Genomic DNA, 14,817 nt, shown 5'->3' on the forward strand with positions numbered 1-14,817 from the left:
GCTGACCCCGAGGCCGGGACCGATCCGATGAGCACCGACGCACCCCGGCCCGCCCGGTCCCCCGAACCCGTGGCGCAGAACCCTGCGGACCGTCCGCAGCTCGTGGACAGCCACTGCCACCTCGATTTCCCCGATTTCGCCGGCGAGCTGCCGGCGCTGGTCGACCGCGCCCGCGCCGCAGGCGTCACCCGGATGGTGACGATCTGCACCCGGTTGCGGCTGGAACCCTCGGTCCGCGCGATTGCCGAGGCGCATGACGGCGTCTTCTACGCCGCCGGCACCCACCCGATGTATGCCGCCGAAGAGCCGCTGGCGACGGTCGAGGATCTCGTCGCCCTCTCCCGTCACCCGAAGTTCGTGGGCATCGGCGAGACAGGGCTCGACTACCACTACACCGCCGAAAGCGCCGCCCGGCAGGCCGAGAGCCTGCTGGTGCACATCGAGGCCGCGCGCCGCACCGGCCTGCCGCTCATCATCCACGCGCGCGACGCCGACGACGACATGGCGGCGATCCTGACCCGCGAGCACGCGGCGGGCGGCTTTACCGGCGTGATGCACTGCTACACCTCGGGGCCGGCGCTGGCCGAGGCGGCGCTCGGGATCGGCTTCTACCTGTCGATGTCGGGCATCGCGGCCTTCCCGCGCTCGACCGAGCTGCGCGAGATCTTCGCGGCCGCCCCCCGCGACCGCATCCTGGTCGAGACAGACGCCCCCTACCTCGCCCCGCCCCCGCACCGCGGCAAGCGGAACGAGCCCGCTTACGTCGCCCACACCGCCAGGGTGGGTGCGGCGCTGTTCGAGATGGAGGAGTCCGCGTTCGCCGCCCTGACCAGCGCCAACTTCGACCGCCTGTTCACGCGCGCCGCGGGGGCCGCGGGGTGAGCGCGCCGGCCGGGGGGCAGCTTCGCGCCGTCATCCTCGGCTGCGGGTCGTCCGGCGGCGTGCCGCGGCTCGGCGGGCATTGGGGCGCCTGCGACCCCGAGAATCCGAAGAACCGCCGCCGCCGCTGCGCACTGCTGGTCGAGCGCCACGGCCCCCGCGGCGTCACGCGGGTGCTCGTCGACACCGGCCCCGACCTCGTGCCGCAGCTGACCGACGCGGGCGTCGGGCTGCTGGACGGGGTGGTCTGGACCCATGCCCACGCCGACCACATCCACGGCATCGACGACCTGCGCCAGATCGTCCACAACCGCCACAGCCTGCTGCCCGGCTGGGCCGACGCGCCGACCGAGGCCGCCTTGCGGACCCGCTTCGGCTATGTCTTCGAGACGCCGCCCGGCTCGGGCTATCCGCCGATCGTGACGCTGAACCGGATCGACGGGCCCTTCGCGATCGAGGGCGCCGGCGGGGCGCTGCACCTCACCCCCTTCACCGTCGATCACGGCGCCACCCCGGCGCTGGGGTTCCGGATCAGCGCCGGCGCGGGCGCCCCTGCCCTCGTCTATCTGCCCGACGTCCTGGAAATCCCCGAGGCGGCCTGGCCCGCGATCATGGAGCCCGAGGTCTTCATCTGCGACGCCCTGCGCTACGCCCCGCACCCGAGCCACGCGCATCTCGCCCTGACGCTGGAGTGGATCGCGCGGTCGCGGGCGCGGCGCGGGGTGCTGACGAACATGCACATCGACCTCGACCATGACGCCGTCATGGCCGAGACCCCCGACCACATCGTCCCGGCCCATGACGGGATGGACATCCGGCTGTGACGGCGCTCTTCGACGTCATCCTGCCGGTCTTCCTGGTCATCGGCTTCGGCTATCTCGTGGCTTGGCGGGGGCTTTTCGCGCCGGCCGCGGTGGACGGGCTGCAGCGCTATGCGCAGAACTTCGGCGTGCCGGTGCTGCTCTTCAAGTCGATGGCGGCGCTGGACCTCTCGGCCGAGTTCGACCCGCGGCTGCTGGTGTCGTTCTACGCCGGCGCGCTCGCCTCGTTCCTCGTCGGCTGGGTCGTCGCGCGCCGCGTCATCGGCCGGAGCCCCGAGGATTCCGTCGCCGTCGCCTTCGCCTGCCTCTTCTCGAACTCGCTGCTGCTCGGCATCCCGATCATGGAGCGCGCCTACGGCACCGAGTCGCTCGCCGGCAACTTCGCCATCATCGCGCTGCATTCGCCGATGCTCTACACACTCGGGATCACGGTGATGGAGTTCACGCGCGCCCGCGGCACCGGCGTCTCTGCGGGTCGCGTCGCGGGGCGGGCGCTCCGGGGGGTGCTCAGGACGCCGCTGGTGATCGGCATCCTCAGCGGGCTGACGATGAACGTGCTGACCATGGCCGGGCTGGTGCTGCCCGGCGGCTTCTGGGCGGCGGTCGAGATGATCGCCCGCTCGGCGCTGCCGGCGGCGCTGTTTGCGCTGGGGGGCGTGCTGCTGCGCTACAAGCCGCAGGGCGACGCGGCCTCGATCGCGCTGATCTGCGCCTGCTCGCTGATCCTGCACCCGGCGCTGACCTGGTGGCTGGGGCAGATGCTGGGCCTGCCCGTGGCGGGGCTGCGTTCGGCGGTGGTGACGGCGGCGATGGCGCCGGGGGTCAACGCGTACCTGTTCGCCAATCTCTACCAGTCAGCGATCCGGTCGGCGGCGTCCTCGGTCCTGATCGCCACGGCGCTGTCTATCCTGACGATCTGGGGCTGGCTCGCGCTGCTGCCCTAGGCCCTGACGCCGGAACGGGGCATCGGTGGGCTAGGGCGTTCTCGTCAGCGCAACAGTGCGGTCGAGGGCGGCGGAGACCGCGAGCGCCGGGGTCGCGGCAGCTCCGGCCGAGCGCCGCGTGGCGGGCTCGTCCCCCCACCCCGCCCTCACGCCGGGGTCAGCCCACGCAGACGCTCGCCCCGCCGCCGCAGCACCTCGACCGTCGCCAGCAGCGCGATCGAGAAGATCACCAGCAGCGTCGCCACCGCGAGGATGGCGGGCGAGATCTGCTCGCGGATGCCGTTCCACATCTGCCGCGGAATGGTCTGCTGGTCGGGGCCGGCGATGAACAGCACCGCGACGACCTCGTCGAACGAGGTGACGAAGGCGAACAGCGCCCCCGAGATCACGCCGGGCAGGATCAGCGGCATGGTGATCTTGAAGAACGTGGTCCGCGGGTTCGCCCCCAGCGAGGCCGCGGCGCGGTTCAGCGACTGGTCGAACCCGATCAGCGTCGCCGTCACGGTGATGATGACGAAGGGAATCCCGAGCGTCGCGTGCGCAAGGATCACGCCGAGGTAGGTGTTGGCGAGGCAGCCCGAGTTCGACAGCATCGGCGCCAAAAGGCGGCCGATGGTGCTCGTCGTGTCCACGCAGGTCGAGGAGTAGAAGAAGAACATCCCCGTCGCGGTGATGATGATCGGCACGATCATCGGCGAGATCAGCACCGCCATGATGATCCGCCGGAACGGCATCTCAGGGCGCGACAGCCCCAGCGCCGCCAGCGTCCCCAGCACGGTGGCGAGGATCGTCGAGAAGAACCCGACGATCAGCGAGTTCTTCGCCGCGTTCAGCCACTTGGCGTTGGCCCAGGCGTCCGCCCACCAGCTCGCGTCCCGCGGCGCGTCGGCCCGCGACCTTCCGAAGGTCAGCAGCGTGTCGTACCAGCGCATCGAATAGCCGTCCGGGTCGAAGGACAGCATCTTCTCGGTGAAGGTGAAGTAGGGCTCGGCGTTGAAGCTGAGCGGGATCACCACCAGGATCGGCGCGATCAGAAAGACGAAAATCGCCACGCAGATCGCGATGTAGGTCCAGTGCCAGACCCGCTCCAGCGGCGAGGCGTAGGTGGGCAGCGCCATGTCGGATCACCCCAGCTTGAGATTGTCGATCCCGACCAGCCGGTCGTAGATCCAGTAGAGCACCAGCACCGCGCCCAGCAGGATCGCCGCCAGCGCCGCCGCCATCGACCAGTTCAGCGTCTCGGTCATGTGCATCGCGATCATGTTCGAGATGAGCTGCCCGGTCGAGCCGCCGACCAGCGCGGGCGTGATGTAGTAGCCCACGGCCAGGATGAAGACGAGCAGCGCCCCGGCCCCCAGCCCCGGCAAGGTGAGCGGGAAATAGACCCGCCGGAACGCCGTCCACGAGGTCGCGCCCAGCGACTTGGCGGCGCGTACGTAGCTCGGGTTGATGGTCCGCATCACCGAATAGAGCGGCAGGATCATGAACGGCAGCAGGATGTGGGTCATGGCGATGACCGTGCCGAGCTGGTTGTAGATCATCTGAAGCCGCTGCTCGTTGCCGATCACCCCCAGCCAGACCAGCAGGTCGTTGATCACCCCCTGCTGCTGCAACAGCACCATCCAGGCCGTGGTCCGCACCAGAAGCGAGGTCCAGAACGGCAGCAGCACGAGGATCATCAGCAGGTTCGACTTCCGCATCGGCAGCGTCGCCAGCAGATGCGCGATCGGGAAGCCGAGCAGGAAGGTGGTGAAGGTGATCAGCAGCGACAGCATCAGCGTGCGCTTGAAGAGCATCACGTAGACCTGCTGCTGCGGCGGGGCCATGACCACGTTGCCGGCGTCGTCGCGGGTGCGGTCCACCGCGGCGAGGTAGAAGTTCGCGGTGTACGCCGTCGAGGCATTGCGCATCGCCCGCCACAGCATCGGCTCGCCCCATTTCGGGTCGGCATCCAGCAGCGCCTCGCGGTAGGGCGGCTCGAACCCGTCGCGCGCCTTCCGCCCGGTGGCGGTGAAGAGCGAGCGGGTGCCGGGCACGTCATAGTTGATGCGCGTGCCGACGATCCCCACGGTGCGGTTGTCGGCCGCGGCCTTGAGGTCGGCGGCGAGCGCGGCAAAGGCGCTTTCGTCCGGCTGGGTGCCGGGCTTGTGCTCGGCGAACCAGGCCGAGGTCTGCGGCATGTTGGCCGAGAAGCCGTCGTTGTACATCGAACGGTGCAGCATCTGCCCGATCGGAATCACGAAGGTGATGACGATGAACGCCAGCAGCGGCAGCACCAGCATGAAGGCGCGGCGCCGCGCCTTGGCCTGGCTGCGGGCCAGCGCCCGGGCGAGCGGGCGGCCGTCGGCGGTGGTCAGCGGCGCGCCGGGGGCGGTCACGGTCGGGCTGGCGCCCGAGGCGCCGGCGACCACGGCGGCGTGGGGGTCGAGTGCAGATGCCATGCTCGGGTCCTTCCTCTCAGCCCGCGGCCAGCCAAGCGGCGAAACGCTCGCGCAGCTCGGTCTCGTGTTCGGCCCAGAACTGCGGGTCCACCGCCAGGGCGGTGGCGACGTTGGCGGGGGCGGTCGGCAGATGCGGGGTCATCGGCACCGGCGCGCCGCGCTTGGTGGTCCCTGCGAAATTGCCCACCATCGCCTGCGACGAGAGCCGCGGGGGACCGTAGGGCAGCTCTTCGGCGAAGCGCGCCAGCGGCTCGGGCGCCGTCGAGGCCGCGACGAAGGCCAGCGCGCCGGCGCGGTTCGGGGCGCCCTTGGGGATCACCCAGCCCTCGAGTTCGTAGATCTGCGCGTCCCACAGGATCGCCAGCGGCAGCCCGTCCACCTCGGCCGCCTTGAAGATGCGCCCGTTGTAGGCCGCGGCCATCGCCACCTCGCCATCGGCAAGAAGCTGCACGGGCTGGGCGCCGGCCTCCCACCAGACGACCTCGTGCTTGATCGTGTCGAGCTTGGCGAAGGCGCGGTCCTGCCCCTCGGGCGTGGCGAGCAGCGGATAGACCTGATCGCGCGGGACACCGTCGGCAAGCAGCGCCAGCTCAAGCGTGAACTGCGGGGTGCGCGACAGGCCACGGCGGCCGGGGAAGCGCGTCAGGTCAAAGAAATCCGCCGCCTGCGTCGGCGCGGCGCGGCGCGCGTCATAGGCGATGACGGTGGAATAGATGTCGGTCGGCACGAAGCACGGCCCGAGCGTGCCGGGCATGAAGTCCGCCGTCGCGGCCGTGCCGTCCGGGGCGGGGACGAGGGTGGCGGGGTCGATCGGCTCGACCTCGCCCTCGTCACACAGCCGCATCGCGGCCCCCTGCCCGACGCTGGCCACGTCGGTGGTGACGTTGCCGGCCTGCACCTCGGCGTGGACCATGCCGTGCGGGTCGTCGCTGTCCGAGAACCGCACCATCGTCCCGGTCGCCTCGGTGAAGGGGCGGGCCATCGCCACCTCCTGCGCGGCCGAGAAATCGCCGCCCCAGGACAGCACCCGCAGCTCACCCGCACCGGCCCAGGGCACCGGGGCGACCGAGACGAGCAGCGGCAGAAGGGCAAGGCGCATCAGCATGGCAAGGGGTCCGTGAGTTGGGGACCGGGGCGCCCGCGACGGGCGCCCCGGCGCGCGGGATCAGCTGGCGAGCCAGGCGTTGAAGCGCTCGGTCAGCTCGGTGCCGTGGTCGGCCCAGAAGGCGGCGTCGTTGACCAGCCCCTTCTCGGCGTTCTCGGGGGTCGAGGGCAGATAGGGCGCCATGTCGGTCTTGCCGTCCTTGTACTTGCCGACGCTGGCCGCCGCCGACTTCCGCGACGGGCCATAGGCGATCATGCTCGACATCACGGCCTGCCGGGCGGGGTCCGAGGCGAAGGCGATGAACTTCATCGCCGCGTCCTTGCCGGGCGCGCCCTTGGGGATCACCCAGTAGTCCATGTCCAGGTTCACGCCGTCCCAGACGAAGCCGAAGTTCTTGCCCTCGCCCACGATGGCGTCGAAGATCCGGCCGTTGTAGGCCAGCGTCATCGACACCTCCTTGTCGGCGAGCAGCTGCGGCGCCTGGGCCCCGGCTTCCCACCAGACGACGTCGCCCTTGATCGTGTCGAGCTTCTTGAACGCCCGGTCCACGCCCTCGGGCGTCGAGAGCACGTCATAGACCTCGGCCGCGGGCACGCCGTCGGCCAGCAGCGCGAACTCGAGCGCGTATTTCGGCCGCTTGATGATGCCGCGCTTGCCGGGGAACTTGGCGGTGTCGAAGAAATCCGCGACCGTCTGCGGGGCGCCGTTCGGGAAGGCGTCCTTGTCATAGGCGATGGCGGTGGACCAGACCATGATCGCGGTGCCGCACTCGTTGAGCGCGCTCGGCAGATAGTCGTCGGCCGCGGCCGAGCCGTCCGCGCCCTTGGCCAGCGCCGCCGGATCGATCGGCTCGATCAGCCCCTCGTCGCACAGCCGGATCACGTCCGACTGCTCGACCTCATAGACGTCCGAGGTGATGTTGCCCGCCTCGACCTCGGCCTTGAGCTTGGCGGGCGGGTCCGAGGCGTCGAGCACGCTCGTCTGGATGCCGGTCGCCTCGCTGAACGGCTTGACGTAGGCCTCCTCGACCGTCTTGGCGAAGGCGCCGCCGTAGGTGGTGACGTTCAGCGGCCCCTCGGCCAGGGCGGGCGCGGCGATCAGCGCCAGCGCGGTGCCGAGGATCAGTCTGGTCTTCATGATGTCTCTTTCCCCTCCACGAAAATGGGCGCCGGCGCCGGTCAGGCCCGCATCGGCGGCCCGGATACCCCCCGCACCACGCGGCGCGGGGGACCATTGCAACCCGTTCGTCAGCCAGCCAGCCAGGCGTTGAAGCGCTCGCTCAGCTCGCCGTCATGATCGACCCAGAAGTCGAGGTTCGAGCTCAGGCCCTTCTCGAGGTTCTCGGGCGAGGTCGGCAGGTGCGGCCCCATCGGCTGGTCCTTGCCGGCGATGTTGCCGACGAGGCCCGAGGCCGACTTGCGCGGCGGGCCGTAGCTGATCTGCTCGGCCGCCTTGGCCAGCTGCGGCGCCTCGGTCGAGAAGGCGATGTAGTCCATCGCGTTCTGCTTGTTCGGCGCGCCCTTCGGCACCACCCAGCCTTCCATCTCGTAGATCTGGCCGTCCCAGATGATCTTGAACGGCTTGCCCTCGCCCACGGCGGCGTTGAAGATCCGGCCGTTGAAGGCATAGGCCATGGTCACCTCGCCATCCGCCAGCAGCTGCGGCGGCTGGGCGCCGGCTTCCCACCAGATCACGTCCTTCTTGATGGTGTCGAGCTTCTTGAAGGCGCGGTCGACGCCCTCGGGGGTGCCCAGAACTTGATAGACCTCGGCCGCCGGCACGCCATCGGCCATCAGCGCCAGCTCGAGGTTGAACTTGGCGCCCTTGCGCATGGTGCGCTTGCCCGGGAACCTGGCGGTGTCGAAGAAATCGGCCGGGGTGGCGGGCTTGGCGTCGGCGAACTTGCTGTCGTCATAGGCCAGCACCATCGAATAGACGTCGGTGGCGACGAAGCATTCGGTCACCGCGCCCTCGATGAAGTCGTCCTTGGCGGCCTCACCGCCCGGACCGGCTGCCAGGATCGCCGGGTCGATCTGCTCGAGCGCGCCCTCGTCGCACAGCCGCACCGCGTCGGCATATTCGACCGAGGCCACGTCGGCGGTGACGTTGCCCGCCTCGACCATCGCCTTGATCGGCGTGGCGGGGTTGTCGGCGTCGGTCACGGTGATCTTGATGCCGGTCTTTTCCTCGAACGGCGCGTTATAGGCGACCTTGTGGCTTTCGCCGTAGGACCCGCCCCAGTCGAGCACGTTCAGGACCTTGTCCTGCGCCGAGGCAGCGCCGGCGAGCACCACCAGCGCGGTGGTCGAGATCAGCAGCTTCTTCATGTCTCTCTCCTGTTGGTCTTGTCGTTGATTGGGTCTGTCAGACCGGGTCGAGCGCCCGGGCATCCTGCGGGTTCCAGCCGATGCGGATGTGCTGGCCGGGCGACAGCCGGGTCTGACCCAGCGTGTTGCGGAACTTCATCACGAACTCGTCGCTGCCCGCCACCTTCATCCGGGCCCGCAGGATGTCGCCCATGTAGATCACGTCGCGCACCTCGGCGTCGATGGTGTGGGCGCCCTGCGGCATCATCTCGGGCTTGAACTCGACCCGCTCGGGGCGGATCGAGACGAGCGTCGGCTGGCCCGCCTCGCGGACGTTGACCGCGGTCGCGTCGATCAGCTCGCCATTCGGCAGGCGAACCACCGCGCGCTCGCCGTCGAGCTTCTCGATCACGCCCGAGAGCTTGTTGTTCTCGCCGATGAAGCCCGCGACGAAGCTGTTCTGCGGCTTCTCGTAGAGCTCGGAGGGCGGCGCGAGCTGCTGGATGCGGCCGTCGTTGAAGACCGCGATCCGGTCCGACATGGTCAGCGCCTCGCCCTGGTCATGCGTGACATAGACCACGGTGATTCCCAGATTCTCGTGCAGCGCCTTGATTTCATACTGCATATGCTCGCGCAGCTGCTTGTCGAGCGCGCCGAGCGGCTCGTCCATCAGCACCAGCTTGGGGTCGAACACCAGCGCCCGGGCCAGCGCGATGCGCTGCTGCTGGCCGCCCGAGAGCTGCGCCGGGCGGCGGTTCTTGAACTTGCCCATCTGCACCATGTCGAGCGCGCGGGCGATCCGGCTCTCACGCTCGGCCTTGCCCATGCCGCGCACCTCGAGCGGGAAGGCGAGGTTCTCGCCCACCGACATATGCGGGAATAGCGCGTAGCTCTGGAACACCATGCCGATGCCGCGCTTGTGGGGCGGGACGTCGTTGATGTTCTTGCCGTCCAGACGGATCTCGCCGTTGGTCGCGGTCTCGAAGCCGGCGAGCATCATCAGGCAGGTCGTCTTGCCCGACCCGGACGGCCCGAGCATCGTCAGGAACTCGCCCTTGCCGATGTCCAGGTTGAGGTCCTTCACCACAAGGGACTGGCCGTCATAGCTTTTCTGGACATGGTCGAAGACGACGAAACCGTCGCTCCTGGCCGAAGACGTACCCACGCGCCCCTCCTTGGTCGGTCCGATGCGGTGCGAGACTAAGCGGCGATCACCGCGCGCCGCAATCCGAATCTAGCGGTCAGGGGCCGATGAACGCGGCAGGCTTGCGTCATTTCGGTGGCAGGATTGCGACAGCGAGCGGGCGCTTCGGACAGGAAAAAGGGGCGCCCGGTTGCCCGGAGCGCCCCTCATTCATGGTGCGGTCGAGAAGACTCGAACTTCCACTCCGGTTAGGGAACAGCGACCTCAACGCTGCGCGTCTACCAATTCCGCCACGACCGCATTCCGTGGTGGGCGTGACATAGCCGCGCCCGCCGGGTTTGAAAAGGGGTCATTCGGCGGCGACGACACGTCCCGGCAGATAATTCAGCACTGGCGCCAGCCAACGCTCGGCCTCGGCCAGGCTCATGCCCTTGCGGGCGGCGTAATCCTCGACCTGATCGGCCTCGACCTTGGCCACGCCGAAGTAATAGGCGCCGGGATGACCGATGTAGAGGCCCGAGACCGACGCCCCCGGCCACATCGCCATCGACTCGGTCAGCTCGACGCCGGTCGCCTCGGTGGCGGCCAGCAGCGAGAAGAGGGTGGATTTCTCGGTGTGGTCGGGCTGCGCGGGATAGCCGGGCGCGGGGCGGATGCCGGGGTAGGATTCGGCGACCAGCTCTTCGGTCGAGAGCGCCTCGTCCGGGGCGTAGCCCCAGTAGGACCGCCGCACCCGCTCGTGCAGCATCTCGGCCATCGCCTCGGCGAAGCGGTCGGCCAGCGCCTGGACGAGAATCGCCGAGAAATCGTCGTGCGCGTCGCGGTAGGCCTGGGCGCGGGCGGTCTCGTCGCCGGCCGTAACGACGAAGCCGCCGACCCAGTCGGACTGCCCCTCGGGCGCCACGAAGTCGGCGAGCGCCACGTTCGGCCGCCCGTCGCGCTTGGGCAGCTGCTGGCGCAGCGTGTGCAGCGTGGCGAGCGGCGTGGTGCGGTCGTCGCCGGTCCACAGGCGGATGTCGTCGCCCACCGCGTTGGCGGGCCAGAAGCCCACCACCGCGCGGGGCTTGAACCAGCCCTCGTCGATGATCCGCGCCAGCATCGCCTGCGCATCGGAGAAGAGCGCGCGCGCCGCCTCGCCCTGCTTCGGGTCGTCGAGCAGGCGCGGATAGACGCCCTTCATCTCCCATGTCTGGAAGAACGGGGTCCAGTCGATGTAGCGGGCGATCTCGGCCAGATTCCAGTCCTCGACCACCCGCGGGCCGGTGAACTGCGGCGCGGTGGCCCGGTAGGCGGCCCAGTCGAGCTTCAACGCGTTCTCGCGCGCCGCCGCCAGCGGCAGGCGCTCGCGGTCGGTCTGGCCGCGGGCGTGACGTTCAGCCACATCCTGATATTCGGCCCGCAACTGGCTGACATAGCCTGATTTTGCCTCGCCCAGCAGGTTCGCCACCACGCCCACCGCGCGGCTCGCGTCGGTGACATAGACGGTCTGCCCGGCGCGGTAGCGGGGGTCGATCTTGACCGCCGTGTGCACGCGGCTGGTCGTGGCCCCACCGATCAGCAGCGGGATGTCGAAGCCCTCGCGCTCCATCTCGGCGGCGACATGGACCATCTCGTCCAGCGACGGGGTGATGAGGCCCGAGAGCCCGATCACGTCCACCCCCTCGGCCCGCGCGGTCTCGAGAATCTTCGTCGCCGGGACCATCACGCCGAGGTCGATGATCTCGTAGTTGTTGCACGACAGAACGACGCCGACGATGTTCTTGCCGATGTCGTGGACGTCGCCCTTGACCGTCGCCATCAGGATCTTGCCCGCCGAGCGGGCGCCGCCACCGGCCTTCTCGGCCTCCATGTAGGGCAGCAGGTGGGCGACCGCCTGCTTCATCACGCGGGCCGACTTGACCACCTGCGGCAGGAACATCTTGCCGGCGCCGAAGAGGTCGCCGACGACGTTCATCCCCGCCATCAGCGGCCCCTCGATGACGTGCAGCGGGCGTTCGGCGGCAAGCCGCGCCTCTTCGGTGTCGGCCGCGATGTATTCGGTGATGCCGTTGACGAGCGCGTGCTCGAGCCGCTTGTCCACCGGCCAGTCGCGCCAGCGCAGGTCCTTTTCGCGCCCCTTCGCGCCGCCCTCGGCGCGGAACCGCTCGGCGAGGTCCAGCAGCCGCTCGGTGGCCGAGCCGCCGGCGGCGGGGCGGCGGTTCAGGACCACGTCCTCGCAGGCCTCGCGCAGCGCGGGGTCGATCTGGTCATAGACGGCGAGCTGGCCGGCGTTGACGATCCCCATGTCCATCCCGGCCTGGATCGCGTGATACAGGAACACCGCGTGCATCGCCTCGCGCACCGGCTCGTTGCCGCGGAAGCTGAACGACAGGTTCGAGACACCGCCCGACACATGGACGTGGGGCAGCGTCTGGGTGATCCGCCGGGTCGCGCCGATGAAGTCGTTGCCGTAGTTGTCGTGCTCTTCGATCCCCGTCGCCACGGCGAAGATGTTGGGGTCGAAGATGATGTCCTCGGGCGGGAAACCCATCTCGGTCAACAGGTTGTAGGCGCGGGTACAGATCTCGACCTTGCGGTTCTCGGTGTCGGCCTGGCCGGTCTCGTCGAAGGCCATGACGACGACCGCGGCCCCGTAGAGCCGGCAGAGCCGCGCCTGGGCAAGGAACGCGGCCTCGCCTTCCTTGAGCGAGATCGAGTTCACCACCGGCTTGCCCTGGACGCATTTCAGCCCGGCCTCGATCACCTCCCATTTCGAGGAATCGATCATGACCGGGACGCGGGCGATGTCGGGCTCGGCGGCGATGAGGTTGAGGAAGGCGGTCATGGCGGCGGCCGAATCGATCAGCCCCTCGTCCATGTTGATGTCGATGATCTGGGCGCCGTTCTCGACCTGGTCGCGGGCCACGTCGAGCGCGGCGGGATAGTCGCCCGCGGTGACGAGCTTGCGGAAGCGCGCCGAGCCGGTGACGTTGGTGCGCTCGCCCACGTTGACGAAGGGGATGGCGTCGGTCTTGACGAAGGGCTCGAGCCCCGAGAGGCGCAGTTTCGGTGCGATGTCAGGGACTTGCCGGGGCGCCTTGCCGGCGACGGCGGCGGCGATGGCGGCGATGTGCTCGGGCGTCGAGCCGCAGCAGCCGCCGACCACGTTGACCAGCCCCTCGTCGGCGAAGCCGGCGATCTGGGCGGCCATCTGGGCGGCGGATTCGTCGTATTCGCCCATCTCGTTGGGCAGGCCGGCGTTCGGATAGGCGCAGATCAGCGTGTCGGAAACGCCTGACAATTCAGCCAGATGCGGGCGCATCGCGGTGGCGCCGAGCGCGCAGTTGAGGCCAATGGTCAGGGGGGCCGCGTGGCGCACCGAATGCCAGAAGGCGGTGGGCGTCTGGCCCGAGAGGGTGCGGCCCGAGAGGTCGGTGATCGTCCCCGAGATCATCACCGGCAGGCGCAGGCCGGTCTCGGCAAAAACCTCTTCGGCAGCGAAGATCGCGGCCTTGGCGTTGAGGGTGTCGAAGATCGTCTCGATCAGGATCAGATCCGCGCCGCCCGCGACAAGGCCTCGAATCTGCTGGGTATAGGCCGCGCGGAGCTGATCGAAGGTGACGGCCCGGAAGCCCGGGTCGTTGACGTCGGGGCTGATCGAGGCGGTGCGGTTCGTCGGCCCCAGCGCCCCCGCGACCCAGCGCGGGCGGCCGTCCTGCGCGGTCGCCGCGTCGAGGGCGCGGCGGGCGAGGCGGGCGCCCTCGCGGTTCAGCTCGAACACCCGCGCCTCCATCCCGTAGTCGGCCTGGGCGATGGTGGTCGAGGAAAACGTATTGGTTTCAACGATGTCCGCGCCCGCGAGCGCATAGCGCAGGTGGATCGCCTCGATCGCCTCGGGCTGGGTGAGGTTCAGCAGGTCGTTGTTGCCCTGCTGCGGGTGGTCGGCGTGCAGGTGGCAGCCGCAGCCCCCGGAACGGTTTGATTCGCCAAGGAAATCCGCCTCGCCCAGGCGCAGGTTCTGGATCTGCGTGCCCATCGCCCCGTCGAGGATGAGGATGCGCTCGCGGGCGGCGGCGCGGATGGCATCGAAGGCGGGGGAGAGGCGGGGCATGGGACGGACTCCGGGCGGGCGGTTTGCGGTGGATATAGGCCGCGCGGGGGGAAATGGAAAACTCATGTTGTGCGGGGTGAAGTTGAGCGGGTTTCACGTTGTGGGTTGGCGCGCGACGGGGCCGGTTAGGAAGCCGCGAGCGATCACGGCGAAAACGGCACTGCACATCCCGTGCACCGTTCGCCTGATGTTCATGCACCGTTCATGCACAGTTCATGCGAACGATCGTGCGCACCCGACGACCGCGCTCGGCCGGGCTGGGACGCTGCCCCCTTGCACGCGGCGGCGGGTCGGGCCACCTCGGCGCCATGACCGCGACGCTTCCCACCCCCGACACCGTGACGCTGCCCCCGCTCGAGGGGAGCGCGGTCGAATGGCTGCTCACCCCCACCCCCGTCGGCCACCCCGAGGCGGTCGAGTGGATGGAGGCGCGGGTGGCGGCGATCCTTGCCGGCACGGCGCCCGAGACGCTGTGGCTGGTCGAGCATCCGCCGCTCTATACCGCGGGAACCTCGGCCCGGGTCGAGGACCTGACCGATCCGGGCCGGTTTCCGGTCCATCCCACCGGGCGCGGCGGGCAGTACACCTATCACGGGCCGGGGCAGCGGGTGGTCTATGTGATGCTCGACCTCAACCGCCGCGGGCGCGACGTGCGGGCCTTCGTGCAGGCGCTCGAGGGGTGGGTGATCGACGCGCTGGCGGGGTTCGGCCTGCGGGGCGAGATCCGCGAGGGCCGGGTGGGCGTGTGGATCGCCCGCCCCGACCGCCCTTCCCTGCCCGACGGGACGATGCGCGAGGACAAGATCGCCGCCATCGGCATCAAGCTGCGCCGCTGGGTCAGCTTCCACGGCCTGTCGATCAACGTCGAGCCGGACCTGTCGCATTACGCGGGAATCGTCCCCTGCGGGATCAGCGGGCACGGGGTCACGAGCCTCGTGGACCTCGGTCTGCCGGTCGGGATCGACGATCTGGACGCCGCCCTCAGGGTCACGTTCCCGCGACATTTTGCCGGTTGACCGAACCATTTGACTTATGTCGTGTTGCGGGATTGCAGGCGGTGCTATGAGCTGTCCATGACGGCGCGCCC

Annotated in this window: 11 protein-coding genes and 1 tRNA gene; 4 read left to right on the forward strand and 8 right to left on the reverse strand. The window is 69.4% G+C overall.

Annotated elements, in window-relative coordinates:
- Positions 1–27 precede the first annotated feature (27 nt).
- The 3 genes from BLW17_RS00410 to BLW17_RS00420 are packed head-to-tail and all read left to right on the forward strand — an operon-like array spanning position 28 to position 2,644.
- Positions 28–882 carry a TatD family hydrolase gene (locus BLW17_RS00410; protein ID WP_052176172.1) on the forward strand — a complete coding sequence of 285 codons (855 nt, stop codon included), beginning with the start codon at positions 28–30 and terminating at the stop codon, positions 880–882.
- Positions 879–1,703 carry an MBL fold metallo-hydrolase gene (locus BLW17_RS00415; RefSeq protein ID WP_036731107.1) on the forward strand — a complete coding sequence of 275 codons (825 nt, stop codon included), beginning with the start codon at positions 879–881 and terminating at the stop codon, positions 1,701–1,703. The genes BLW17_RS00410 and BLW17_RS00415 overlap by 4 nt, the downstream gene beginning before the upstream one ends.
- Positions 1,700–2,644 carry an AEC family transporter gene (locus BLW17_RS00420; protein ID WP_036731109.1) on the forward strand — a complete coding sequence of 315 codons (945 nt, stop codon included), beginning with the start codon at positions 1,700–1,702 and terminating at the stop codon, positions 2,642–2,644. The genes BLW17_RS00415 and BLW17_RS00420 overlap by 4 nt, the downstream gene beginning before the upstream one ends.
- Positions 2,645–2,790: 146 nt before the next feature.
- Here BLW17_RS00420 and BLW17_RS00425 read toward each other — a convergent pair whose 3' ends face one another.
- From BLW17_RS00425 to metH, 8 genes are all read right to left on the reverse strand, one after another.
- Entirely contained in the window at positions 2,791–3,762 is a 972-nt protein-coding gene (locus BLW17_RS00425; protein WP_036731111.1) for an ABC transporter permease, read from the reverse strand.
- Positions 3,763–3,768: 6 nt separating this feature from the next.
- A complete protein-coding gene (locus tag BLW17_RS00430) occupies positions 3,769–5,085 on the reverse strand; it encodes an ABC transporter permease (protein ID WP_036731113.1) in 1,317 nt (438 codons plus the stop codon).
- 16 nt (positions 5,086–5,101) lie between these two features.
- Positions 5,102–6,190, reverse strand: a complete 1,089-nt coding sequence (locus BLW17_RS00435; RefSeq protein WP_231572710.1) for an ABC transporter substrate-binding protein — start codon at positions 6,188–6,190, stop codon at positions 5,102–5,104.
- Between the two features lie 60 nt (positions 6,191–6,250).
- Complete coding sequence (locus tag BLW17_RS00440) at positions 6,251–7,327, reverse strand: ABC transporter substrate-binding protein (protein ID WP_036731115.1); 1,077 nt, start codon at positions 7,325–7,327, stop codon at positions 6,251–6,253.
- 110 nt (positions 7,328–7,437) lie between these two features.
- The gene (locus tag BLW17_RS00445; protein WP_036731117.1) at positions 7,438–8,517 is read right to left on the reverse strand and encodes an ABC transporter substrate-binding protein; all 1,080 of its coding nucleotides are present in this window, start codon (positions 8,515–8,517) and stop codon (positions 7,438–7,440) included.
- A 37-nt stretch (positions 8,518–8,554) separates the two neighbouring features.
- A complete protein-coding gene (locus BLW17_RS00450; RefSeq protein WP_036731119.1) occupies positions 8,555–9,661 on the reverse strand; it encodes an ABC transporter ATP-binding protein in 1,107 nt (368 codons plus the stop codon).
- 192 nt (positions 9,662–9,853) lie between these two features.
- A tRNA-Leu gene (locus tag BLW17_RS00455) sits at positions 9,854–9,940 on the reverse strand.
- A gap of 49 nt (positions 9,941–9,989) precedes the next feature.
- Positions 9,990–13,730 (reverse strand): methionine synthase, encoded by a 3,741-nt coding sequence (gene metH, locus BLW17_RS00460; RefSeq protein WP_036731121.1) that lies wholly within the window; start codon positions 13,728–13,730, stop codon positions 9,990–9,992.
- Positions 13,731–14,038: 308 nt separating this feature from the next.
- On the opposite strand from metH, the gene lipB reads away from it, so the two are divergent.
- Positions 14,039–14,746 (forward strand): lipoyl(octanoyl) transferase LipB, encoded by a 708-nt coding sequence (gene lipB / locus BLW17_RS00465; RefSeq protein WP_081962579.1) that lies wholly within the window; start codon positions 14,039–14,041, stop codon positions 14,744–14,746.
- The last annotated feature ends 71 nt before the right edge of the window (positions 14,747–14,817 follow it).

The sequence above is a fragment of the Paracoccus sanguinis genome (genome assembly GCF_900106665.1).
In the GTDB taxonomy this organism is placed as follows: domain Bacteria; phylum Pseudomonadota; class Alphaproteobacteria; order Rhodobacterales; family Rhodobacteraceae; genus Paracoccus; species Paracoccus panacisoli.